Origin of the sequence: Duganella dendranthematis, from assembly GCF_012849375.1 — a bacterium.
GTDB classification, from domain to species: domain Bacteria; phylum Pseudomonadota; class Gammaproteobacteria; order Burkholderiales; family Burkholderiaceae_D; genus Rugamonas; species Rugamonas dendranthematis.
In genome coordinates this window covers 1,753,464-1,774,061 of the sequence record NZ_CP051684.1, presented here as the reverse complement: position 1 = coordinate 1,774,061, position 20,598 = coordinate 1,753,464, and the positions used below count along the sequence as shown (strand labels likewise).

Here is a 20,598-nt window from a genome sequence, read left to right as displayed (position 1 = left end):
CGGTAGTGGCAGCACGCGAGGAAAACGATGGATATGCATATACTGGCGGTGACGTCCGACCCAGCCGAGCGCCAGCAGCTGGAACGGATGCGGGGCAGTTCGCCAACCGATGATGCCGTCATCACGCTGCGCTTTGCCGGCGACCTGGCCGACCTCTGCCGCGCTGCCGCGCTGGCGCCCGACCTTATCCTGGTCAATCCCCTGTTGCAAGACACGCCGGTGAGCGACGTCTGGCATGCGCTGTCGGTCGCCTGCGACCGTATCCCGGTGGTGATCCTGGCGCCCGACACCGGCCTGCCTCAGGCGCAGCAGGCGGTGCGGCTGGGCGCGGTGACCTACATCGTCACCGCCTCCACCTCGCGCGAACTGTTGCGCCGGATCTTGCAGTCGGTGGTGGTGGCCACGCGCTTCAGCCAGTCGCCGGCAACCGCCCACGGCCAGGATGGACTGGTGCTGGAGTCGATTGCCGACGCCGTCATCAGCACCGATGAATGGGGCCGGGTCAGCTATTGCAACCTGGCCGGACGCCGTCTGCTGGGGCTGGAGATGGCGCAGCTGATGGGCCAGCCCATCAACGAACTGATGCGGCTGCAAGACCCCAAGTCGCGCACCGACATGCAGCACCCGGCCTTACAGACGCTGGCCAGCGGCGCGGTAGTGCGGATCGCGCCCGGCAGCATTTTGATCCGTCCGGATGGTAGCGAGTTGATGATCGAGGACGCCACCGCGCCGATCCACGACCGCGGCGGCCGCGTGTGCGGCGTGGTAATGGTGTTCCACGACATCACCAATGCGCGCGAGCTGCAAGCCCAGGTCGATCACCTGGCCTGGCACGATTTCCTGACCGGGTTGCCGAACCGCTTTGCCGCCCAGCGCCACCTGAACCGCATCCTCAAGGAAGCCGAGGCGGACCGTCTGCCGCTGGCGGTCATGTATCTGGACCTGGACAAGTTCAAGCTGGTCAACGATACGCTGGGCCATGCCGCCGGCGACGCCTTGCTGGTGTCGGTGGCGGCGCGGCTGCGCGGCTGCTTCCGCGTGGTGGACCTGATCAGCCGCCAGGGCGGCGACGAATTCGTGGTGCTGATGGCGCCCGGCAGCGACCGCGCCGACGCCACCCAGGCGGCGCAGCGCATCAGCGCCGCCGTGGCGCTGCCGCACCAGTTGGACGGTGAGCCGATCCACATCGGCTGCAGCATCGGCATCGCCGTCTATCCCGGCGACGGCGACAGCGGCGACGTGCTGCTGCGGCATGCCGACACCGCGCTGCACGCCGCCAAGGCGGCCGGCCGCAATGTCTGGCGCTTCTTCAATCAGGATTTGCTGAGCACCGCCATCGAGCGGCGGCAGATGGAAAACGGTCTGCGGCAGGCGCTCGGCACCACGCAGTTCGAGCTGTTCTACCAGCCCAAGGTCCAGCTCAGCGACGGCGCCCTGTGCGGCTGCGAAGCGCTGCTGCGCTGGCAGCATCCGGTGTGGGGCTGGGTCGATCCGGCGCGCTTTATCCGCAGCGCCGAGGAGTCGGGGTTGATCGTGCCGCTGGGCCGCTGGGTACTGACGCAGGCGCTCAGCCAGGCCAAGCGCTGGCAGCGCGAGGGCCGCACGCCGGGTGCGATGGCGGTCAATGTGTCGGCGCTGGAAATGCGGCAGGGCGACTTTGCCGGCTACATCGGCGACCATCTGGCCGAAGCCGGCCTCGACCCCGGCTGCCTGCAGCTGGAGCTGACCGAGTCGGCGCTGGTGCGCGACGTAAACGGCGCCAGCGCGCTGTTGCAGCGCCTGAAGAGCATCGGCGTGTCCCTGGCGATCGACGACTTCGGCACCGGCTATTCCAGCCTGAGCTACCTGGCGGATTTGCCGATCGACCTGCTCAAGGTCGATCGCAGCTTTGTGCACGGCATCGACCATGCCGCGCCGCGCCGCCAGACCCTGTTGCGGGCGGTGCTGGCGCTGGCAGACAACCTGGCCATCGCGGCGGTGGCCGAGGGCGTGGAAACCGGACGCGAGGCCGATTTCCTGACCGATGCGGGGTGCGTGCAGGGCCAGGGTTATTACTACAGCCGGGCGGTGGATGCACACACCTTCGAGCAGATGTTCCTTGCGCCGCCTAGGGTTTGATCACCGCCACCGCGCCGCCGGATGGCGCCAGCTTCAGCGTGATGGTTTGTGTGGCCGTCACCGTGCTGTCGCTGGCCGCCAGGTGGCTGGCGTCGGCGCCGTCCTGCAGCAGCTGCGCTTTATGCGTGCCCTTGCCGAGGAAGGACAGCGGCACCTTCAGCGTCCGTTCGGATTCGTTGGTCATGGCGCCGAGATACCAGACATCGCCCTTGCGGCGGGCCGAGACGATGTACTCGCCAATGTCGCCGGCGATAATGCGGGTCTCGTCCCAGCTGGTCGGCACGTTCTGGATGAATTCGGCGCCATCGGCCCAGCTGCCGTCGGCATTGCGGTAGGCGGCCGGGCTGTCGGACACCATCTGGAACGGGCTGTCGTACACCACGTACATGGCGATGGCCTGGCCGCGCGTGGTCATCACCAGCGGCTCGTGGTTGCGCGAAGCGAAGCTGGACGGCGTGGCGTGGTGGAAGCCGCCGGGCGTGTAATCCATCGGCCCCAGGATCATGCGCGTGAACGGCAGCGTGACGTTGTGGGTGGCGGTGATGCGCGCGCTCCACTTGTTGTTTTCCGCCCCCAGCACGCCTTCCTGCGTGATGTAGTTGGGCCAGGTGCGGTTAAGGCCATTCGGTGGATAGGCGCCGTGCAGGTCGACCATCAGCTTATGCTCGGCGGCCTTGCTCAGCACCTTGTGGTACCAGTCCACCATCTCCTGGTCGTTGCGGTTCATGAAGTCGACCTTGATGCCCTTGATGCCCCACGCGGCGTACTGCCGGAAGGCGGCGTCCATCTGGTTGTCCAGCTGCTGCCATTGCACCCACAGCCACACGCCCACGCCTTGCGACTGCGCGTATTCCAGCAGCGCCGGCATGTCCAGCGACGGCTTGGCGCGGGTGACGTCGGCCTGCGGATTGGGCTCGACGTCGCTGCCCACCGACCAGCCTTCGTCGATCAGGATATCGTCCAGCTTCATCGCCTTGGAAAAGTCGACGAAGGCTTTGTAGGTGTCGGTGTTGACCCCGGCGTTGGGTACGTTGACGGCCCAGTCGTTCCACCAGTCCCACGAGGTCTTGGCTGGCTTGATCCAGCTGGTGTCCTGGATCTGCGACGGCGCCGCCAGCGTTGGAATCAGCGACGATGCGGTGAGGTCGCCCGGCGTATCGCCCAGCATCACCACGCGCCATGGCGTCTGGAATCCCTGGCCCTTCAGCTGCACGCTGGCGGAGACGGTCTTGCGGAAGCGGTAGTCGCGGTTGTTGTCGAAGCGCGGCGGCAGCGTCACCATCACGCCCAGGCCCGCATCGCCACGGCCGGACAGGTAGAAGCCGGGATAGTCCTTGACGTCCGATTCGGCGATGGCAAAAGTGGTGGCGCCGGCGCCGGTCTTGCACACCAGCGGCGCCATGTAGTTGTGGAAGTTGCGGATGCCGGAGGCCTTGGTGCGGTCGTATTCCGCCTCGAAACTGGTGTCGAAGCGGCCCATGTTGGCGCCCCAGCAGTCGTAATCTTTGGCGAAGTTGAACTGGGTGGCTTCGTTCATCACCTTGAAGCCCGCTACGCCGGCCTGCTCCGGCACCACGTAGCGCACGGCGACGCCATCGTCGTAGGCGCGCACGATCAGCTGAAATTGCGGCTTGCCGGCGAAGCTCAGCGTCGATTGATGGTAATGGTCCGGCGCGCTGCGCGCCTTGCCCAGCACGATCTCGTAGGTGTCGTTGACGCTGGTCTCGGCGTGGCCGCGCAATTTGGCGCCGGGGCCGATGGCGCCGATGTCGAGGTTGAGGCCGAGCGGCGACGGCTCGATGAGGCGCTTGCCGTCGCGGCTGACGCTCCAGGTCAGCTTGTCGCTGTCGATGCTGACCGCGTTGCGGCCATTGGGCGACTTGACCGTCACGGTATCTGCCCAGGCGGGTGCGCCTGCGGTGGCCAAGGCCGCCAGCGCCAGCAGGCTGGCGGCGCGGATGGAATCTGTCATGGGAATGTCTCCTTGTCGTTTTACCCCATTCTGCAAGCAGCGCGGTTGTGATGCAATTATGAAATTCACCAACCGTTCGACTGTTTATTCATCCGTCGCGTAACACAGCCTGGCGGCCGCCGCCAGGTGTCGCCGTCATTGTGGTACGCTGCTGCGATCGATTTTAAGGAGAAGCTTGCTGTGGATCGTCGTCAATGTCTTGCGTTGGCCGGGGCGGTGGCCCTGGGCCGGGTGGTGCCCGCTGTTGCCTCGGACCAGGGAGCGCGCTATGACGCGGTGCTGGCCGATTACTATGACTTCAACGGCACGGTGGCGGTCAGCCTGGGGCCGGAGGTGTGGTACACCAATGCCGTCGGCAGCGCCAATCCCCAGACCAATACGCCGATGGCGTTGAATACGCGCTTTGAAACCGGCTCGGTGTCGAAGTGGGTGGCCGCCATGGTGGTGATGAAGCTGGTCGACATGGGCAAGCTGGCGCTGGACGAGCCGATCACGCGGTATCTGCCGGACTATCGCGCCGACACCGGCGCCCGCCTCACGCTGCGCCATCTGATGAGCCATACCAGCGGCGTGCCGAACGAGATCCTGGCGGCGCGCCAGGCGCACCCGGAAATGCGCGACCAGCCGCTGGAGCAGATGGAAGCGGTGCGCCGCTACGCCAGCGGCGAGTTGCGCTTCAAGCCCGGCACCGAGTGGGACTATTCGCATTCCAACTGGCTGATCGTCAAGGCGATCGTCGAGCACGTCAGTGGCCAGTCGTACCGCGAGTGTGTGTCGGCTTGGCTGCTGGCGCCGCTCCAGCTGCACAACAGCGGCATCTTCAGCGGCGACTCCGACAAGGTGGCCGGCATGGCGCTGGGCTACACGCCGGGCGCTCAAACGCCGCCGTGGACCCGCAACGTCAGCCCGGTGCCGGATTACATGGCCATGGCCGGCGGCTTCTACAGCAGCGCCACCGATATGCTGTTCCTGATGAACGGCGTGCTGGGCGGCAGCATCCTGACGCCGGCCTCGCGCGCCACGCTGCTGCGGGTCAACCGCCAGGAGCAGCACTACGCGCTGGGCGGCCGCACGCAACTGGCGGGCATCGCCGGCCAGCCGCGCGAGTGCGCGTGGGAAGACGGCTCGAATGGCGGCTTCCGCCTGGTGGCGCGCCGCGTGCTGGCCGACGACGTCAACGTGGTGGTGTTCAACAACAGCAGCTACGACCATCGCAAGCTGGGCCTGCTGGCCAGCGCGCTGACCGAAGCCGCTTATGCCGGCTTTAATCCGATGCGTTACCGCAAGGCGCCGGGCGCGTAGTGCTGCGGCCGGCGTGGGCGGTCGGTGGGCGTCTCTGTGGCGCGCTGCCGACGCCCGCCGGCACATGCAAATTGCTAGTCAAGAAATTCTTTCCAATTGTCACCTAATAGGCGTAGAATTAATTCCATACGGAAATTCATCCGCCGCTGTCGAAACCAGATCCTCGTTTCCTCTCTTCTAACGCAGCCACTACGCTGCCGTCCTGTCCGCCCGAGTCCAGCGCCTTCGCGCACTCCCCACACTGCGGTTACAGCTGGCATAGGTATGGAGCGTTATCATGAAAGTCACCATCAAATTCCGACTCATCGCAACCATGGCCCTGTTGGGGCTGTTGATTGTGATCACCGGTCTCAGCGGCCTGTATGGCATGCAGAAAGTCAACATCAGCCTGCAGGACGCCAACGACAACACCATGCCGTCGGCCATCGCCATCGGCGAAGCGCAACTGGCGATGGCCCGCGCGCGGCTGGCGCTGGACCGCGTGACCATGCATCCGGAATTGCCGGATTCGGGCAAAACGCTGGCGCGCGCCGAAACTTTCATGACGGCGTCCGACAAGGCCTGGGCACGCTACCTGGCGCTGCCGCAGAACGATGAAGAGAAGCTCCTGTCCGACCAGATGGACAAGGACCGCAAGGCCTTCGCCGACCAGGGCTTTATGCCGCTGGTGCGCGCGCTCAACGCCAAGGATGCGGTGCTGGCCGACAAGATCACCATGACGGTGATGCAGCCGCTGTTTGCCAAACTGTCCGACAGCGCGCAGGCGCTGAGCGAATTCCAGAGCAAATCCAACACCAGGCAATATGACGCTAGCCAGTCGCTGTATGCCAGCCAGCGCTGGCTGACCGGCGGCGCGATCGTCGGCGGCCTGGTGCTGATGCTGGCGGCGGGCGTATCGCTGCTGCGTTCGATCCTGGTGCCGATCCGCGCATCGGTGACGCACTTTGCGCGCATGGCCGACGGCGACCTGTCCAACCGTATCGACGTGCGCGGCAATGACGAGATGACCGAACTGATGCGCGCACTGGAGGGCATGCAGACCAAGTTGGCCGCCACCGTGCTGTCGGTGCGCAACGGCGCGGCCAGCATCGCCACCGCCACCGCCGAAATCGCCACCGGTAATCTCGACCTGTCTGGCCGTACCGAAGAGCAGGCGGCCAGCCTGGAAGAAACCGCGTCTTCGCTGGAAGAGCTGACCTCGACCGTGCGCCAGAATTCCGAAAACGCCCGCCAGTCTAACGAGCTGGCGCAGGAAGCGTCGCGGGTGGCGGCGCGTGGCGGTGAAGTGGTGGGCAACGTCATCAACACCATGGAGTCGATCCGCGCGGCGTCGACCCGGATTGCCGACATCATCGGCGTGATCGACGGCATCGCGTTCCAGACCAATATCTTGGCATTGAACGCGGCGGTGGAAGCCGCCCGTGCCGGCGAACAGGGCCGCGGCTTTGCCGTGGTCGCGTCCGAAGTGCGCAGCCTGGCGCATCGCAGCGCCGATGCCGCCAAGGACATCAAGGCGCTGATCGGCGCCTCGGTCACGCAGGTGGATGGCGGCGTGGCGCAGGTGCGCGAAGCCGGCGCCACCATGGGCGAGATCGTCGCCAGCATCGAGCGCGTGACCGGCATCATGGTGGAAATCAGCGCCGCCGGTCACGAGCAGGAACTGGGCATCAGCCAGATCAATCAGGCGGTCGCCACGCTGGACGCGACCACGCAGCAGAATGCCGCGCTGGTGGAAGAGGCGGCTGCCGCGTCGGCCTCGCTGTCGGAGCAGGCCGCGCGCCTGTCCGAATCGGTGGCCGCATTCAAGCTGGACGGTGGCGGTGCGCAACGCAGCGCCGCACCCCGCAGCGGCGCATCACGCACGGTTAGCCGTCCGCTGCTGGCACACGCGTAATCAGTCCTGCGGCGCGGTCCAGACCAGGTTCCACAGGTGGCCGTCGAGGTCTTCGAAGCCCTGGTCGTACATGAAGCCATGGTCTTCCGGCGGATGCGGGATGCGGGCGCCGCCGGCGCTGGCCTTGGCGATCAGGCTGTCGATTTCCTCGCGGCTGTCGCACATCAGGCAGATGATGACTTCGTTGCCCTCGGCGGCGTTGACCACCGGCTTGTTGATCAGGGACTGGAAAAAGCCCTCGGTCATCAGCATGATGTGCACGCCGCCGACGATGTCCATGAACGCCGCCTGCTCGTTGCTGTATTGCGGATTGGTGCTGAAGCCGAGCGCGGTAAAGAAGGCCTTGGACTTCTCCAGGTTCTTGACCGGCAGGTTGAAGATGATCTCTTGTTTCATGACGTCTCCTCGTAGAAAGTTGCGGGACAATCGTCCCTCCATCTGATGACGAATCATGCCGCAAGAAATCGACACGCGGAGAATAATTTTTTTCTGGGCTTGCGTTTAGCGTCGTTGCACCAGCTGCGCCAGCAGCTCCTCGACTTCGTTCAGCTTGACCGGCTTGGTGAGGTGGCGGTCGACGCCGGCCTCCAGGCTGCGCGCGCGGTCGTCGTCCGAGCCCCAGCCGCTCAACGCGGCGAGATAGGTGCGGTTCAGCGCCGCTTCGCCGCGCATTTGCCGGGCCAGGTCGAATCCGTTCAGGTGAGGCATGCCCAAGTCGAGGAACACCACATCCGGCTCGAATTCCAGCGCTGTCGCCATCGCCTTGCGGGCATCCACCACCACGCTGGTGGTGTGACCCAGGACGCCGAGGACGAGTGCCAGCGTTTCGGCGGCATCGACATTGTCGTCAATAATCAGCACGCGCAGCGCGTTGCCCACCGGGTGGGACGCAGGGTGCTGGCCTGGATTGCGGTCCAGTGCGACGGCGTGGTCTACCGGCAGGGACAAGGTAAACACCGATCCGGCTTTGTCGCCCGGGCTGGTGACTTCAATGCTGCCATCGTGCATTTCCGCCAGGCGCCTGGCCAACGCCAGTCCTACGCCTAAACCGCCCTGGGCGTTCTCTGCCGTGCCGTCCACCTGGGTAAATAACTCAAAAATCTTGGGCAGCATGGTCTGCGCGATGCCGATGCCGGTATCGCGGACTTTCACCAGCACGGTCGAGCCGGTCACTTCGCCGACCAGTTCAATCTCGCCGCCGGAGGGGGTGTACTTGGCGGCGTTATTCAGCAGATTGCTGATGATCTGCGCCACCCGCGTCAGGTCCACATGCAACCAGACGTTGTCGCCGGGAATGGTGACGGTGAATTTATGCTGGGCAGCATTGATCATCGGCCGGCTGGTCTCGACTGCGCTGTCGACGATGGTTTTCAGGGTGACGCGATCGCGCTTGAGGGTAATCATGCCGCGGCTGATCCGCGACACATCCAGCAAATCATCGATCAGGCGCACCATATGGCCCAACTGGCGCTCCATCATCGGCAGCACGCGCGGCACTTGCTCGGACTTGCCGATCTTGAGCAGCGCCAGGCCGTTCTGGATCGGCGCCAGCGGATTGCGCAGCTCGTGCGCCAGCGTGGCCAGAAATTCATCCTTGTAGCGGTCGGCCTCAATCAGGCGCTGCGACTGCAAGCGCAGCGCTTCGGCGGAGGCGTTGCGTTCAATCAGGTCGGCCGCCTGGCGGGCGATAATATCCAGCAGTTGCAGGTCGCGTTCGCGCGGCTGGCAGACGCGCGTCCAGTGGGTGGTAATCATCCCGACCAGGCGGCCGTTGCGGGTCAGCAGTGGCGTCGATTGCGCGGAGCGGACGCCTGCTTGCCGGAAGGCGATCAGATCGGCACTGCCTTCAATAAATTCGCACACTTCGAAATCCGGCACCACCACGCGCTGGCCAAGCTGAAGCGCTTTGCCGCAGGTGGTGGCACGGCCGGCGTGGACCCATTGCCAGAACTCCACCGCCGACTCATCGAGGCCGCGATGCGCGATCAATTGCAGCTTGCCTTCTTCCTCGTCGAAGCGCTGCATGCTGCCGAAATCGGAACGCATCACCAGGGTGGCGGCATCGACCAGTTTTTGATACAGCTCGCCGACCGAGTTCTCATCGACCAGCATGGCGCTGATGGTATGCAGCAGCTGGGCGTCTTTAAGCTCGTCTTGAAGCTGGTTCTGGATCTCCTCTTTTTGTCGCAGCGCGCTTTCCAGTTCCTGCTTTTGCGCTTCCACGGCGGCCAAAGCCTGGCTTAATTCGGCGGTGCGCTGCTCCACCAGCTGTTCCAGCAGTATGCTCGGGTGAGGGGCTTCGCGGCGAGGGCGACAGGATTATCGAGCATGGCGGATCTCTCAGAAGTGACCTGATCAAAGTAAATAATATGGAACCACAGTATACATTGGCCTTATGCACGGTCGCTTTGCACTTCCTGCATTAGCCAGTCGCGGAAGGTGCGAATTCTGGGCAAGCCGGAACAGTCGGCGCGATACACGACGTAATAGGCCAGCGGCGAGGCGAAACTGATCTCGCCGAACAGACGCACCAGCCGGCCGGAAAGCAGGTCATCGCGCGCCATGATGCTGCGTGCGAGTGCGATCCCGTGCCCTTCGGCAGCGGCCTGCAGAACAGCCGCAGAATTGTTGATTTTCATTCCTCGCGAGCCGCTTGGATTCGCGACCCCGGCCTTGTGCAGCCATGCGGCCCAAGTCGGGAACTCCGCGTGGCCATCCATGGACAGGTCATGGATCAGGGTTTCGTGCGCCAGGTCAGCCGGATTTTTCAGGCGGCCGGTCTCGCGCAGCAGTTCTGGTGAGCAGACCGGATACACCTCTTCGTCCATCAGTTTTTCAGCCGTGAGGCCCGGCCAGCTACCCATGCCATAGCGCACGCCGATGTCGATGCGTTGCGATAGAAAATCTACTGCTTTGAGATTGGTATCGAGCCGCACGTCGGTATCTGGACAGGCCGTCTGGAAACGGTCGATACGCGGCAATAGCCATTTGGCGGCAAAGGCCGGACTAACGGTGACGGTCAGCAAGCCGTTCAGCGAGCCTTCCCGCAGCCGCTCAAGTCCCAAACCAAGCCGGTCGAATCCGGCGCGGATATCAGGCAGGGCGTGCTCCGCCGCTTCGGTTGGCGTCAGTCGCGCGCGGCCGCCGGCCGTACGGTGAAACAGCGGCGTGCCGAGCCAATCCTCCAGCGTCCGCACCAGTTGGCCGACCGCCGCCGGCGTCACGTTCAATTCGGCTGCCGCAGCGGAAAAACTTTGGTGACGCGCGCTGGCTTCGAAGGCGCGGAGAGCGTTGAGATGGACCGGGATCTTCATCAAGATAAAGTTTTTCTTTTAATGAGGAACATTTTATCTGGTTTGTTATTTAGCCGCCGCACGCCCAAACTTCAGTTCATCCAATCCACGAGGTTTTCATTAAAAGGGAAAAAGTAATGAGCAATCAATTCAAGGGCAAGAAGTTGTTAGTGGTCGGCGGTACCAGCGGCATGGGTTTCGAGTCGGCACGCAGCGTGCTGAAAGAAGGCGGCAGTGTGGTTATCGTGGGCAACCGGCCGCAAAAAACGGCTGACGCCAGTGCGGAGCTGGCTGCGCTGGGGCAGGTATGGGCACTGACTGCCGACCTGGCGAGCGAAGCCGGTCTGGCGCAATTACTCACGGCCATCGATGAACAGCACGCGGATATCGACCTGCTGGTCAACGCAGCCGGGGTGTTCTTCCCAAAACCGTTCCTGGAACACGCCGAGGCCGACTATGACATGTACATGCAGCTGAACAAGGCGGCGTTCTTCATCACGCAGAAAGTGGCGGCTAATCTGGTCGCCAGCAACAAGCCGGGCGCGATCGTCAATATCGGCTCGATGTGGGCCAAGCAAGCGATCGCTGCGACGCCTTCCTCCGCGTATTCGATGGCCAAGGCGGGCTTGCATTCGCTGACACAGCACGCGGCCATGGAGTTGGCGTCCAAGCATATCCGCGTCAACGCCGTGTCGCCGGCCGTGGTGCAAACGCCGATTTACGAGGGCTTTATCCCGAAGGCGGAAGTGCACGACGCGTTGCAAGGCTTTAACAGTTTCCACCCGATCGGCCGCGTCGGCACCCCACAAGATGTGGCTGAGGTGGTGGTTTTCCTGCTGTCGGACAAAGCTGGCTGGGTCACCGGCGCCAACTGGGACGTTGATGGCGGTGTGATGGCTGGCCGCAATTAATCGCCTAAGCAAACGAGGAGCATGCAAGATGATGCAAGATTGGAATACTTACCGTGACGCGCTGATGGAGCGCGTCGGCGACTTTGCCAGGCAAACCCCGGACGTGTTGCGCGGCCTGTCCATTATCGACGGTGCAGCGGCCAAGACCGGCCATCTGGATGCCAAGATGCATGAACTGATCGCGCTGGCGGTGGCGGTGACAACACGGTGCGACGGTTGCATCTCGGTGCACACCAGCAAGGCCGCGCAGGCCGGCGCCACCTTGGGCGAGATTTCCGAAGCACTCAGTGTCGCCGTGGCCTTGAACGCGGGGCGGCACTGGTGTACTCGTCGCGCGTGGTGGACGCCTTCCAGCAACTGCCTGCGCAGTAACTTTGTCTGCGCGAACTGACGGCCTGGCTAGGTCATCAATTCGTGCTGATCTAGCTCTTGAAACGCTCGACTGCCTTGAAAGCGGCGAGGGTGTTGGCGCGCGCCGCGTTAACGCGTGTGAAGAGGTCCACTGCGAGAAGTCCGTACTTTTCAATCTTGGCGCATTGCGCCAGTTCGTGCGCCATTGCGTGCTCTTCGGCCGCAGCCACGGCGTAGGCGCGAAACGCCTCGATGCCGTCGGGAGTGTAGGTATGCATGTTGGCCTCATGGTTTTGCACATCGCCTGGCATAAACCAAAGTGGCTACCGCATCAGCATGGGTGTACACGTGGTATATGAGGGCGATTAATTATTTTGCAAGACGGGTTACATTTTTTCGGCTGGCTTGACTAGACATCCCCTTGCGCTTATATTAATGACTTATAAGTAAGTTACGCTCACAACACCCATGCAAGCCCCTCAAGACACCAAGCCACGCTGGGAGCGCCGCAAGGATGCGCGGCCGCAGGAGTTGCTGGCGGCTGCGCTGAACCAGTTTGTCGAACGCGGTTATGCCGCCACCCGGCTGGAAGATGTCGCCCGCCATGCTGGCGTGTCCAAGGGCACGCTGTACCTGTATTTCGCCAACAAGGAAGAATTGTTCAAGGCGGTGGTGCGCGACAACATCGTGGTCACCATCGGCGCCGCCGAGCAGGACGCGGCCGCCTTCGACGGCCCCAGCGGCGAGCTGCTGGGCACCTTGCTGATGCGCTGGTGGACTGAAATCTGGGCCACGCCGCTGGGCGGCATCACTAAGCTGATGCTGGCCGAAGGCAATAACTTCCCCGAACTGGCGCAGTTTTACAACGATGAAGTGGTGGCGCGCGGCAGCCGGCTGATCACCCAGGTGCTGATGCGCGGCATCGAGCGCGGCGAGTTCCGCCCGGTCGATCCGGTGGTCATGACCCAGGTGCTGATCGCCCCGGTGCTGATGCTGATGATGTGGACCCACTCGTATATGCCCACCTGCGACATGCCGCCGATCACGCCGCAAGCCTTCATGGACACCTTCATCGCCACCACGGTGGCCGGCCTGCGGGCGCCCGCACCGTGACCGCGCCGCGCTCTTTTTCCGTCCAAGTTGCCGTTTTCGCAGGTTCATCCCCCGGAAAATGCAGACTGTCGCAATTTCCCGCGATCCCGCCGTCTAATCGTTAATATGTGCCTCCATGCCAGTTCAACGATAAAATGACGGATTATTTAATCCCGACATGAGTCAACAGATGAATATCGAACAAGCCCGCTTCAACATGATCGAACAGCAAATCCGTCCGTGGGACGTCCTGGACCCGGAAGTCCTGGAGCTGCTGCACGTAGTCAAACGCGAGAATTTCGTGCCGGTCGCGCACAAGGCGTTGGCGTTTGCCGACATCGAAATCCCGCTGCCGGGTGGCGAAGCGATGCTGGCGCCGAAGATCGAAGCCCGCCTGCTGCAGGACCTGGGCCTGAAGAAGCATGAGTCGGTACTGGAAATCGGCACCGGCTGTGGCTACCTGACCGCGCTGCTGGCGCATAAGGCACGCCATGTGACGTCGGTGGAGATTGCGCCGGAACTGAAGGCGCTGGCCGACAAGAACCTGGCCGACAACGGCGTCACCAACGCCACCGTCGAACTGGGCAATGGCGCCCAGGGCTGGACCAGCGGCGCGCCGTTCGACGTGATCGTGGTCGGTGGTTCGCTGCCGGTGCTGCCGGAAGCGTTGTTGCAACAATTGAAAGTCGGTGGCCGTCTGGCCGTCATCATCGGCCAGGCGCCGGCGATGAAGGCGCAGCTGATCACCCGTACCGGCGAAGCTGGCTACGACACCCGCACCCTGTTCGAGACCAACGTCAAGGCGTTGGAACTGGCAGTGGCGCCGTCGACGTTCCAGTTCTAAGGCGGCGACCATGCAGCAGATTACTGCGCTGGAGCTGGCCGACTGGCTGGCAGACGAAGCACGGCCCAGCCCGATGTTGCTGGACGTGCGCGAGAACTGGGAATTTGAAACCTGCCGCATTGACGGCTCGGTGCAGATTCCCATGAATACCATACCGGCGCGCATTGACGACCTGGATGAGGATGCGGCGATTGTCTGCATCTGTCACCACGGTGCGCGCAGTATGCAGGTGGCCGCCTTCCTGGAGCGTAACGGCTTCGGCAAGATGGTCAACCTGACCGGCGGCATCCACGCCTGGGCGCTGCAAGTCGATAGCACGATGGCCAAGTACTAACGTGGCCGGCGCTGTCGATGGCAGCGCCGCCAGCAGGGCGCCGAGGTAGCAGTGTTTTTGATTTGTTCAACTTTTTGATGACTCCAACGGAGATTGCAATGCAGAGACCCCTTATCGCCGTGCTGATCGCCAGCGCTTTCCTGACGCTCAACGCACAGGCGGCCGACCTGATCCAGGTGTACCAGCAGGCACTGGCCAATGATGCTACCTACGCCAGCGCCCGCTCTTCGCTGGTCGCCGGGGAAGAACGCATTATCCAGGGGCGCTCCGGCCTGCTGCCGAACATCTCGGCCAGCGGCAGCAATCTGCGCAACAACAGCTACAACTCGGGCCCGGACACGGTGTTCGGCATCGTTACCGACTCGCGTACCAAATACCATTCGAACGCCTACACCATTTCGCTGGCGCAGCCGCTGTACGACTGGAACGCCTGGCAGACCTACCAGCAAAGCAAGCTGGTGCAGGCGAACTCGGAAGCCACGTTCTCGCAAGCCCAGCAGGACCTGATCCTGCGCGTGGCGCAGGCGTATTTCGACGTGCTGACGGCGCAGGACAACCTGACCTCGACCCAGGCGCAGAAAGTCGCCACCACCGAGCAGCTGGCCTCGGCCAAGCGCAACTTCGAGGTCGGCACCCAGACCATCACCGATACCCATGAAGCCCAGGCCGCCTACGATCTGGTGGTGGCGCAGGAATTCGCCGCCATCAACGATCTGGACAACAAGCGCACCGCGCTGGCGGTGGTGATCGGCAAGAGTGCCGGCGAGCTGGCGCCGCTGCGCACCGGCGTGACCATCGAGCCGCCATCGCCGGCCGCCGTCGATCCATGGGTCAGCTCGGCTGAGAGCCAGAACTTTTCGGTGGTTGCCGCCGGCCTGAACCTGGAAATCGCCAAGCGCGAAATCTCGCGCAGCCGTGCCGGCCACATGCCGACGGTGAACCTGGTGGCCAACAAGACCCACCAGTACAACACCGGCGTCGGCCAGCCCGGCAATACCGGCAACAACACGGCGGTCGGCGTCAGCTGGAACATCCCGTTGTTCAGCGGTTTTGCCGTGACCAGCAAGGTGCGTGAAAACATCGCGCTGGAAGACAAGGCCCGCAACGACCTGGAAGCGACCAAGCGCCAGGCGGCGCAAATCGCACGCCAGTCCTTCCTCGGCATGACCAGCGGCCTGGCCCAGGTCAAGGCGCTGGAAGCGGCGGAAGTGTCGAGCAAATCGTCGCTCGATTCGAACAAGCTGGGCTATCAGGTCGGCGTGCGGATCAACATCGACGTGCTGAATGCGCAGAAGCTGCTGTACTCGACCCAGAAGGATTTGTCGAAGGCGCGCTATGACACCATCATGAACGGCCTGCGCCTGAAGTCGGCGGCCGGTTCGCTGCGGGAAGAGGACCTGCAGCCGATCAACGCGCTGCTGCAACACTAATCTGAATGCCGGCCTCAGCGCCGGCATTTTTTTAGCCTGCATTATTAGTAAAAACTGCATAGTAATAGCAATTTCAATGGATTTATTCTATTTGTTCAGAGGCGGATACTAGACACATCCCAACCAACGAAGGAGCAAGACCATGAAACATGTTGCTATCATCACCGGCTCATCCCGTGGCATCGGCGCCGCCGTGGCGCAACGCCTGGCCAAGGACGGCTTTGCCGTGGTCGTCAACTACGCCGGGAATGTGGTGGAGGCCGATAAGGTGGTGGCCGCCATCACGGCCGGCGGCGGCACCGCCATCGCGCTGCAAGCCGACGTGGCCGACTCCGCCGCCGTTCGCGGCCTGTTCGACCAGACTATCGCCCAGCTGGGCCGGGTGGACGTGCTGGTCAACAACGCCGGCATCATGCCGTCGCAGATGCCGCACCTGGCCGCCACCGACGACGACACCTTCGACCGCCTGGTGGCCGTCAACCTCAAAGGCAGCTTCAACACCATGCGCGAGGCCGCCACCCGCCTGGAACACGGCGGCCGCATCATCAACTTTTCGTCCAGCCTGGTCGGCACGCTGTTGCCCGGCTACGCGGCGTATGTGGCCACCAAGGCCGGCATCGAAGGCATGACCACCATCCTGGCCAAGGAACTGCGCGGCAAGAACATCACGGTCAACGCCGTCGCGCCGGGGCCAACCGCGACCGCGCTGTTCCTCGACGGTAAGACGCCGGAGCTGGTCGAGCGCCTGGCCAAGATGGCGCCGCTGGAACGCCTCGGCATGCCGGAAGACATCGCCAGCAGCGTGTCCTTCCTGGCCGGGCCCGATGGCGGCTGGGTCAACGGCCAGACGCTGCGCGCCAACGGTGGCATGGTGTAGGAGAGCGGTCATGAACAAGTCGATTGTGCTCGTCACCGGTGCGGGCACCGGTATCGGCCACCTGTCGGTCAAGGCGCTGGCGCTGGCCGGCCACACGGTGTACGCCTCCATGCGCGATATCGGCGGCCGCAACGCCGCCAAGGTGCGTGAGCTGCGCGACTGGGCGTTCGCCAACGGCGCCGACGTGCGGGCGGTGGAACTGAATGTGTTGTCGCAGGCGTCGGCCGACGCGGCGGTGGAGACCATCGTCGCCGAGCGCGGCCGGCTCGATGTGGTGGTGCATAACGCCGGCCACCTGGTGATCGGCCCGACCGAGGCCTTTACGCCGGAGGAAATCAGCAAGGTGTTCGACACCAATTTCCTCGGCGCGCAGCGGGTCAACAAGGCGGTGCTGCCGGTGTTGCGCCGGCAGCAGCAGGGGCTGGTGTTGTGGGTCAGCAGCACGACCACGCGCGGCGGCTTCCCGCCGTTCCTCGGCCCGTATGCGGCGGCCAAGGCGGCCATGGATTCGATGGCGGTGACGATGGCCTATGAGCTGGCGCGCTTCAACATCGAAACGGCGATTGTGGTGCCGGGTGCGTTCACCGCCGGCACCGACCACTTCGCCAACGCCGGCCACCCGGCCGACGCCGCGACCAGCGCCGCCTACGACGCCCGCTATGAAGGATTGATGGATCAGGTTGGCGCGCGGCTGACCGCGCTGATGCCGCCGGAAGCCGATCCGGCGGCGGTGGCGGCCGACATCGCCTACATCGTCGGCCTGCCGCACGGCACCCGGCCGTTCCGCTCGATCACCGACTTTGTCGACGACGGCGCCACGGCAGTGACCGAAGTGGCCGAGCGGGTACGCGCCGAGTTCGCCGAGCGCATCGGCATTGCCGACTTGCTCAAGCCCAGCCTGGTGTAATTACAGACCGGCGCCCTGGCCGTCGAAGCTGCGTTCGATCAATTCGATTTTGTAGCCGTCCGGGTCGGTGACGAAGGCGATCACGGTGTTGCCGCCCTTGACCGGGCCCGGTTCGCGGGTGACGTTGCCGCCATTGGCCTTTACCGCAGCGGCGGTGCTGTAGATGTCATCGGCCGAAATCGCGATGTGGCCGTAGGCGGTGCCCAGGTCATAGCTGGTGGTGCCGTAGTTGTAGGTCAGTTCCAGCTCGGCGTGGTCCGGGTTGGAGCCGTAGCCGAGGAAGGCCAGCGTGTACTGGTATTCCGGGTTGTCGCTGGTGCGCAGCAGCTTCATGCCCAGAACGTTGGTGTAAAAGTCGATGGAACGCTGCAGGTCGCCGACCCGCAGCATGGTGTGCAAAATGCGCATGGTAAATCCTTGTAGATAAAAGCCGAGTACGGATTTTATCAGCGGCTGGCGGTTTGCGCCGACGATGGCGCCACCCGCCAGATGATGTTGCCGACGTCATCGGCCACCAGCAGCGCGCCTTGCTTGTCGACCGCCACGCCGACCGGACGGCCGCGCGCTTTTTCATCCTTGTCGAGGAAGCCGGTCAGGAAATCCTGCGGCGGGCCGGACGGCTTGCCGTTGCTGAACGGGATGTACACCACCTTGTAGCCGCTCAGCGGCTTGCGGTTCCACGAGCCATGCTGGCCGATGAAGACACCGCCGCGATACGCTTGCGGGAAGGCCGTGCCTTCATAGAACGTCAAGCCCAGCGAGGCGGTATGGCCGCCCAGCGCGTAGTCCGGCACGATGGCCTTGGCCACCAGTTCCGGCTTTTGCGGCGACACCCGGGTATCCACATGCTGGCCGAAGTAGCTGTAAGGCCAACCGTAGAAGCCGCCTTCCTTCACCGAGGTCATGTAGTCGGGCACGAGGTCGTTGCCCAGTTCGTCGCGTTCGTTGACGGTGGTCCACAAGGTCTTGGTCTGCGGTTCCCAGCCCATGCCGTTGGCGTTGCGCAGGCCGGTGGCGAACAGCTTCGATTTGCTGGTGGCGATCTCCAGCTGCCAGATGGCGGCGCGGCCGGTCTCCGCATCAATGCCGTTTTCGGCCACGTTGCTGTTGGAGCCGACCGTGACGTACAGGAATTTGCCGTCCGGGCTGGCGATCAGGTTCTTGGTCCAGTGGTGGTTGATGGTGCCAGCCGGCAGGTCCATCACCTTGGTGCCGGCCGTGGTAATGCTGGTCGCGCCTTCCTGGTACGGGAAGCGCAGCACGGCGTCGGTATCGGCCACATACAGATCCTTGCCCACCAGCGCCATGCCGAACGGCGAATTCAGCCCCTTGATGAAGACGGTGCGGGTCTGCGCCACGCCCTTGGCGTCCAGTCCGCGCAGCAGCGTGATGCGGTTGGCCGATTCGGTGACGGCGCCGGCTTTCTTCTGCACCTGTTTCATCACCATGCCTTTGACGCCCTTGGCGTCGTCCGGCTTGGGCGGCGCGTTGGTCTCGGCCACCAGCACGTCGCCATTCGGCAGCACGTAGACCCAACGCGGGTGCTCAAGTCCGCGCGCGTAGGCCGTCACGTTGAAGCCGGCCGGCGCGGTCGGCTGTTCCTGCGCCGCCCACGACGACGCCGTGGCGATATTGACGGTAGGGACCAGCTTGCGGGCCGGCTCCGGCAACTGCGGGTTGGGACCGAAACCGACTGGATAGCTTTGGGCCAAGGCCCACAATGGTGCAAGCAGCAGGGGCAGGGCGGCGAGAACTGGACGCATGGGCGGTCACTCCTTGGTTAATCTTGTTTGGTATTGGCTTGCGGCTGGGCTTTGGCGTCCGGGCGCGGTTTTTGCAAGCCTGGCTGGTTGTGCAGGTCGGTGTCGACCATGCCGCTGTCGATGTCCTTGGCGGCCTGTTCGATGATGGTGTGCTGCTTGTTGCCTTGGCCCTCCGGTGATTCGTCGCGCTCGTGCGGCATGCGCTTGACGCCGTCGTTTTGTGTTTTGGCGTCGGTATTGACGTGTTGATCTTTCATGGCGACCTCCAGGACATTGTTGTAAGCCATCTTAACTAGTTGGTTTTGCATCAGTCGCCACCTTGAATTTCGACAACTACTGCGGGAAGTCGTTTATCATTTAGACCATATTTCTTGATCGGATACTTGGATGAGCACTGCTGTCACGCCGGAAAACTGTGCCAACTGCGAAACCCCGCTGAGCGGCCACTACTGTTCCAATTGCGGCCAGGAAGCGGTGCTGCACCACGCCAGCACGCGCGAGTTCCTGCATGAGTTCGTGGGGCACTACGTCGCGCTGGAAGGCAAGCTGTGGGGATCGCTGGCGCGGCTGCTGTTCCGGCCGGGCATGCTGACCAACGAATACATCCGTGGCCGCCGGGTGCGCTTCGTGCAGCCGCTGCGCCTGTATCTGTCGTTCAGCCTGCTCTTCTTCGCGCTGCTGAAGTTCGGCGGTCATGGCCTTGACAACGGCGAGGACGAGCATGACGAGGCGACCACCGCGCAAACCGCCATGGTCGAGCAGACCGTCAAGCAGGTGGGCAAGCTGGATAAGCTGACGCCGCGCGATCCGGCCGAGGCCGACGGCGCGGCAGCCGCCGAGGCCGCCATTGCCGAGATGGAGAAGGACCAGGGCGCCGAGTCCCGTGCGCGTGACAAGGCCGCCAGGATAGCGGCGCGCATTGCGGCCAGAGAGGCAGCCAAAGAGGCCGCCAAACCGGCGCCGGCCAGCCCGGCCAGCGTCAGCGAGCCGGGCGAACACGCCTCCTCGGCGCAGTCGAAGGCCAACGACGAGGTCGACCAATGGCTGGACGAAAAAGGCTGGCAGACGCTGCGCCACAAGTGGCAAGGGCTCCAGGGGATGTCGCGCGAGCAGCAGAAGGCCGCGTTGCAGGCCGGCTTTTACCACTATGCGCCGTATGCGATCTTCTGCCTGATGCCGGTGTTCGCGCTGTTCCTGAAAATCCTCTACATGGGTTCCGGCCGCCGCTTTGGCGAGCACGTGCTGTTCGCGTTGCACACCAACGCGTTTGCCTTCCTGATTTTCAGCCTGATGCTGGTGATCCGGGTCGGCGTGGTCGACTTTGCGCTGTGGTGCTGGCTGCTCGGCTACCTGCCGTGGGCGATGCGGCGCGTGTATCACAGCAGCCGCGCCGGCACGCTGCTGCGCTGGTCGGTGCTGATGTTCTGCTACTCGATCGCGGTCGGTCTGGCACTGGGCGCGGCGGGGGCGTTGGGAGCGTTGACGGCCCACTAAGTGTGATGCTTGCATT

At 63.7% G+C, this 20,598-nt stretch carries 19 protein-coding genes and 1 pseudogene; 12 read left to right on the top strand and 8 right to left on the bottom strand.

What is annotated here, in order from left to right; translation table 11 throughout:
• Window positions 1–27 precede the first annotated feature (27 nt).
• Entirely contained in the window at window positions 28–2,118 is a 2,091-nt protein-coding gene (locus HH213_RS08230) for a putative bifunctional diguanylate cyclase/phosphodiesterase (protein ID WP_169111927.1), read from the top strand.
• Here HH213_RS08230 and HH213_RS08225 read toward each other — a convergent pair.
• Entirely contained in the window at window positions 2,108–4,090 is a 1,983-nt protein-coding gene (locus tag HH213_RS08225) for a glycoside hydrolase family 97 protein (protein ID WP_169111926.1), read from the bottom strand. The two genes, HH213_RS08230 and HH213_RS08225, sit on opposite strands and share 11 nt — an antisense overlap.
• 180 nt (window positions 4,091–4,270) lie before the next feature.
• On the opposite strand from HH213_RS08225, the gene HH213_RS08220 reads away from it, so the two are divergent.
• Window positions 4,271–5,392: a serine hydrolase domain-containing protein gene (locus HH213_RS08220; protein WP_158288037.1), complete on the top strand. Its 1,122-nt coding sequence runs from the start codon at window positions 4,271–4,273 to the stop codon at window positions 5,390–5,392.
• A 277-nt stretch (window positions 5,393–5,669) separates the two neighbouring features.
• Window positions 5,670–7,286: a methyl-accepting chemotaxis protein gene (locus tag HH213_RS30530; RefSeq protein ID WP_169111925.1), complete on the top strand. Its 1,617-nt coding sequence runs from the start codon at window positions 5,670–5,672 to the stop codon at window positions 7,284–7,286.
• Here HH213_RS30530 and HH213_RS08210 read toward each other — a convergent pair whose 3' ends face one another.
• From HH213_RS08210 to gcvA, 3 genes are all read right to left on the bottom strand, one after another.
• Window positions 7,287–7,682 carry a VOC family protein gene (locus tag HH213_RS08210; protein WP_169111924.1) on the bottom strand — a complete coding sequence of 132 codons (396 nt, stop codon included), beginning with the start codon at window positions 7,680–7,682 and terminating at the stop codon, window positions 7,287–7,289.
• Between the two features lie 105 nt (window positions 7,683–7,787).
• Window positions 7,788–9,551, bottom strand: coding sequence for a hybrid sensor histidine kinase/response regulator (locus tag HH213_RS08205; protein ID WP_169111923.1), 1,764 nt, complete (start codon window positions 9,549–9,551; stop codon window positions 7,788–7,790).
• Between the two features lie 128 nt (window positions 9,552–9,679).
• On the bottom strand, window positions 9,680–10,600 hold the full coding sequence (gcvA, locus tag HH213_RS08200) for a transcriptional regulator GcvA (RefSeq protein WP_169115038.1): 921 nt from the start codon (window positions 10,598–10,600) through the stop codon (window positions 9,680–9,682).
• 116 nt (window positions 10,601–10,716) lie between these two features.
• On the opposite strand from gcvA, the gene HH213_RS08195 reads away from it, so the two are divergent.
• Complete coding sequence (locus tag HH213_RS08195; RefSeq protein ID WP_169111922.1) at window positions 10,717–11,490, top strand: SDR family NAD(P)-dependent oxidoreductase; 774 nt, start codon at window positions 10,717–10,719, stop codon at window positions 11,488–11,490.
• A 28-nt stretch (window positions 11,491–11,518) separates the two neighbouring features.
• A pseudogene (locus tag HH213_RS08190) lies at window positions 11,519–11,862 on the top strand (carboxymuconolactone decarboxylase family protein).
• Window positions 11,863–11,912: 50 nt separating this feature from the next.
• Here HH213_RS08190 and HH213_RS08185 read toward each other — a convergent pair.
• The gene (locus HH213_RS08185; protein WP_110845427.1) at window positions 11,913–12,119 is read right to left on the bottom strand and encodes a hypothetical protein; all 207 of its coding nucleotides are present in this window, start codon (window positions 12,117–12,119) and stop codon (window positions 11,913–11,915) included.
• A gap of 190 nt (window positions 12,120–12,309) precedes the next feature.
• Here HH213_RS08185 and HH213_RS08180 point away from each other — a divergent pair, with 190 nt between their 5' ends.
• From HH213_RS08180 to HH213_RS08155, 6 genes are all read left to right on the top strand, one after another.
• A complete protein-coding gene (locus tag HH213_RS08180) occupies window positions 12,310–12,954 on the top strand; it encodes a TetR/AcrR family transcriptional regulator (RefSeq protein ID WP_110845426.1) in 645 nt (214 codons plus the stop codon).
• 169 nt (window positions 12,955–13,123) lie between these two features.
• The gene (locus HH213_RS08175; RefSeq protein WP_110845425.1) at window positions 13,124–13,777 is read left to right on the top strand and encodes a protein-L-isoaspartate O-methyltransferase family protein; all 654 of its coding nucleotides are present in this window, start codon (window positions 13,124–13,126) and stop codon (window positions 13,775–13,777) included.
• Between the two features lie 10 nt (window positions 13,778–13,787).
• On the top strand, window positions 13,788–14,111 hold the full coding sequence (locus HH213_RS08170; protein WP_110845424.1) for a rhodanese-like domain-containing protein: 324 nt from the start codon (window positions 13,788–13,790) through the stop codon (window positions 14,109–14,111).
• A 98-nt stretch (window positions 14,112–14,209) separates the two neighbouring features.
• Complete coding sequence (locus HH213_RS08165; RefSeq protein ID WP_110845423.1) at window positions 14,210–15,541, top strand: TolC family outer membrane protein; 1,332 nt, start codon at window positions 14,210–14,212, stop codon at window positions 15,539–15,541.
• A gap of 142 nt (window positions 15,542–15,683) precedes the next feature.
• Window positions 15,684–16,418: an SDR family oxidoreductase gene (locus HH213_RS08160; protein WP_169111921.1), complete on the top strand. Its 735-nt coding sequence runs from the start codon at window positions 15,684–15,686 to the stop codon at window positions 16,416–16,418.
• Between the two features lie 10 nt (window positions 16,419–16,428).
• Window positions 16,429–17,325 carry an SDR family oxidoreductase gene (locus HH213_RS08155; RefSeq protein ID WP_169111920.1) on the top strand — a complete coding sequence of 299 codons (897 nt, stop codon included), beginning with the start codon at window positions 16,429–16,431 and terminating at the stop codon, window positions 17,323–17,325.
• Here HH213_RS08155 and gloA read toward each other — a convergent pair whose 3' ends face one another.
• From gloA to HH213_RS08140, 3 genes are read right to left on the bottom strand one after another with little or no spacing between them, the layout of a single operon-like run.
• A complete protein-coding gene (gene gloA, locus HH213_RS08150; protein ID WP_110845420.1) occupies window positions 17,326–17,733 on the bottom strand; it encodes a lactoylglutathione lyase in 408 nt (135 codons plus the stop codon).
• Window positions 17,734–17,771: 38 nt separating this feature from the next.
• Window positions 17,772–19,088: a PQQ-dependent sugar dehydrogenase gene (locus tag HH213_RS08145; RefSeq protein WP_169111919.1), complete on the bottom strand. Its 1,317-nt coding sequence runs from the start codon at window positions 19,086–19,088 to the stop codon at window positions 17,772–17,774.
• 17 nt (window positions 19,089–19,105) lie between these two features.
• Window positions 19,106–19,345, bottom strand: coding sequence for a hypothetical protein (locus HH213_RS08140; RefSeq protein ID WP_169111918.1), 240 nt, complete (start codon window positions 19,343–19,345; stop codon window positions 19,106–19,108).
• 130 nt (window positions 19,346–19,475) lie between these two features.
• On the opposite strand from HH213_RS08140, the gene HH213_RS08135 reads away from it, so the two are divergent.
• The gene (locus tag HH213_RS08135) at window positions 19,476–20,582 is read left to right on the top strand and encodes a DUF3667 domain-containing protein (RefSeq protein WP_169111917.1); all 1,107 of its coding nucleotides are present in this window, start codon (window positions 19,476–19,478) and stop codon (window positions 20,580–20,582) included.
• Window positions 20,583–20,598: the final 16 nt, after the last annotated feature.

Excerpts from the sequence above, each read along its gene's own strand:
- HH213_RS08230 (WP_169111927.1), top strand. The coding sequence starts at position 28 with ATGGATATGCATATACTGGCGGTGACGTCCGACCCAGCCGAGCGCCAG.
- HH213_RS08225 (WP_169111926.1), bottom strand. The coding sequence starts at position 4,090 with ATGACAGATTCCATCCGCGCCGCCAGCCTGCTGGCGCTGGCGGCCTTG.
- HH213_RS30530 (WP_169111925.1), top strand. The coding sequence starts at position 5,670 with ATGAAAGTCACCATCAAATTCCGACTCATCGCAACCATGGCCCTGTTG.
- HH213_RS08210 (WP_169111924.1), bottom strand. The coding sequence starts at position 7,682 with ATGAAACAAGAGATCATCTTCAACCTGCCGGTCAAGAACCTGGAGAAG.
- gcvA (WP_169115038.1), bottom strand. The coding sequence starts at position 10,600 with ATGAAGATCCCGGTCCATCTCAACGCTCTCCGCGCCTTCGAAGCCAGC.
- HH213_RS08195 (WP_169111922.1), top strand. The coding sequence starts at position 10,717 with ATGAGCAATCAATTCAAGGGCAAGAAGTTGTTAGTGGTCGGCGGTACC.
- HH213_RS08185 (WP_110845427.1), bottom strand. The coding sequence starts at position 12,119 with ATGCATACCTACACTCCCGACGGCATCGAGGCGTTTCGCGCCTACGCC.
- HH213_RS08180 (WP_110845426.1), top strand. The coding sequence starts at position 12,310 with ATGCAAGCCCCTCAAGACACCAAGCCACGCTGGGAGCGCCGCAAGGAT.
- HH213_RS08175 (WP_110845425.1), top strand. The coding sequence starts at position 13,124 with ATGAATATCGAACAAGCCCGCTTCAACATGATCGAACAGCAAATCCGT.
- HH213_RS08170 (WP_110845424.1), top strand. The coding sequence starts at position 13,788 with ATGCAGCAGATTACTGCGCTGGAGCTGGCCGACTGGCTGGCAGACGAA.
- HH213_RS08165 (WP_110845423.1), top strand. The coding sequence starts at position 14,210 with ATGCAGAGACCCCTTATCGCCGTGCTGATCGCCAGCGCTTTCCTGACG.
- HH213_RS08160 (WP_169111921.1), top strand. The coding sequence starts at position 15,684 with ATGAAACATGTTGCTATCATCACCGGCTCATCCCGTGGCATCGGCGCC.
- HH213_RS08155 (WP_169111920.1), top strand. The coding sequence starts at position 16,429 with ATGAACAAGTCGATTGTGCTCGTCACCGGTGCGGGCACCGGTATCGGC.
- gloA (WP_110845420.1), bottom strand. The coding sequence starts at position 17,733 with ATGCGCATTTTGCACACCATGCTGCGGGTCGGCGACCTGCAGCGTTCC.
- HH213_RS08145 (WP_169111919.1), bottom strand. The coding sequence starts at position 19,088 with ATGCGTCCAGTTCTCGCCGCCCTGCCCCTGCTGCTTGCACCATTGTGG.
- HH213_RS08140 (WP_169111918.1), bottom strand. The coding sequence starts at position 19,345 with ATGAAAGATCAACACGTCAATACCGACGCCAAAACACAAAACGACGGC.
- HH213_RS08135 (WP_169111917.1), top strand. The coding sequence starts at position 19,476 with ATGAGCACTGCTGTCACGCCGGAAAACTGTGCCAACTGCGAAACCCCG.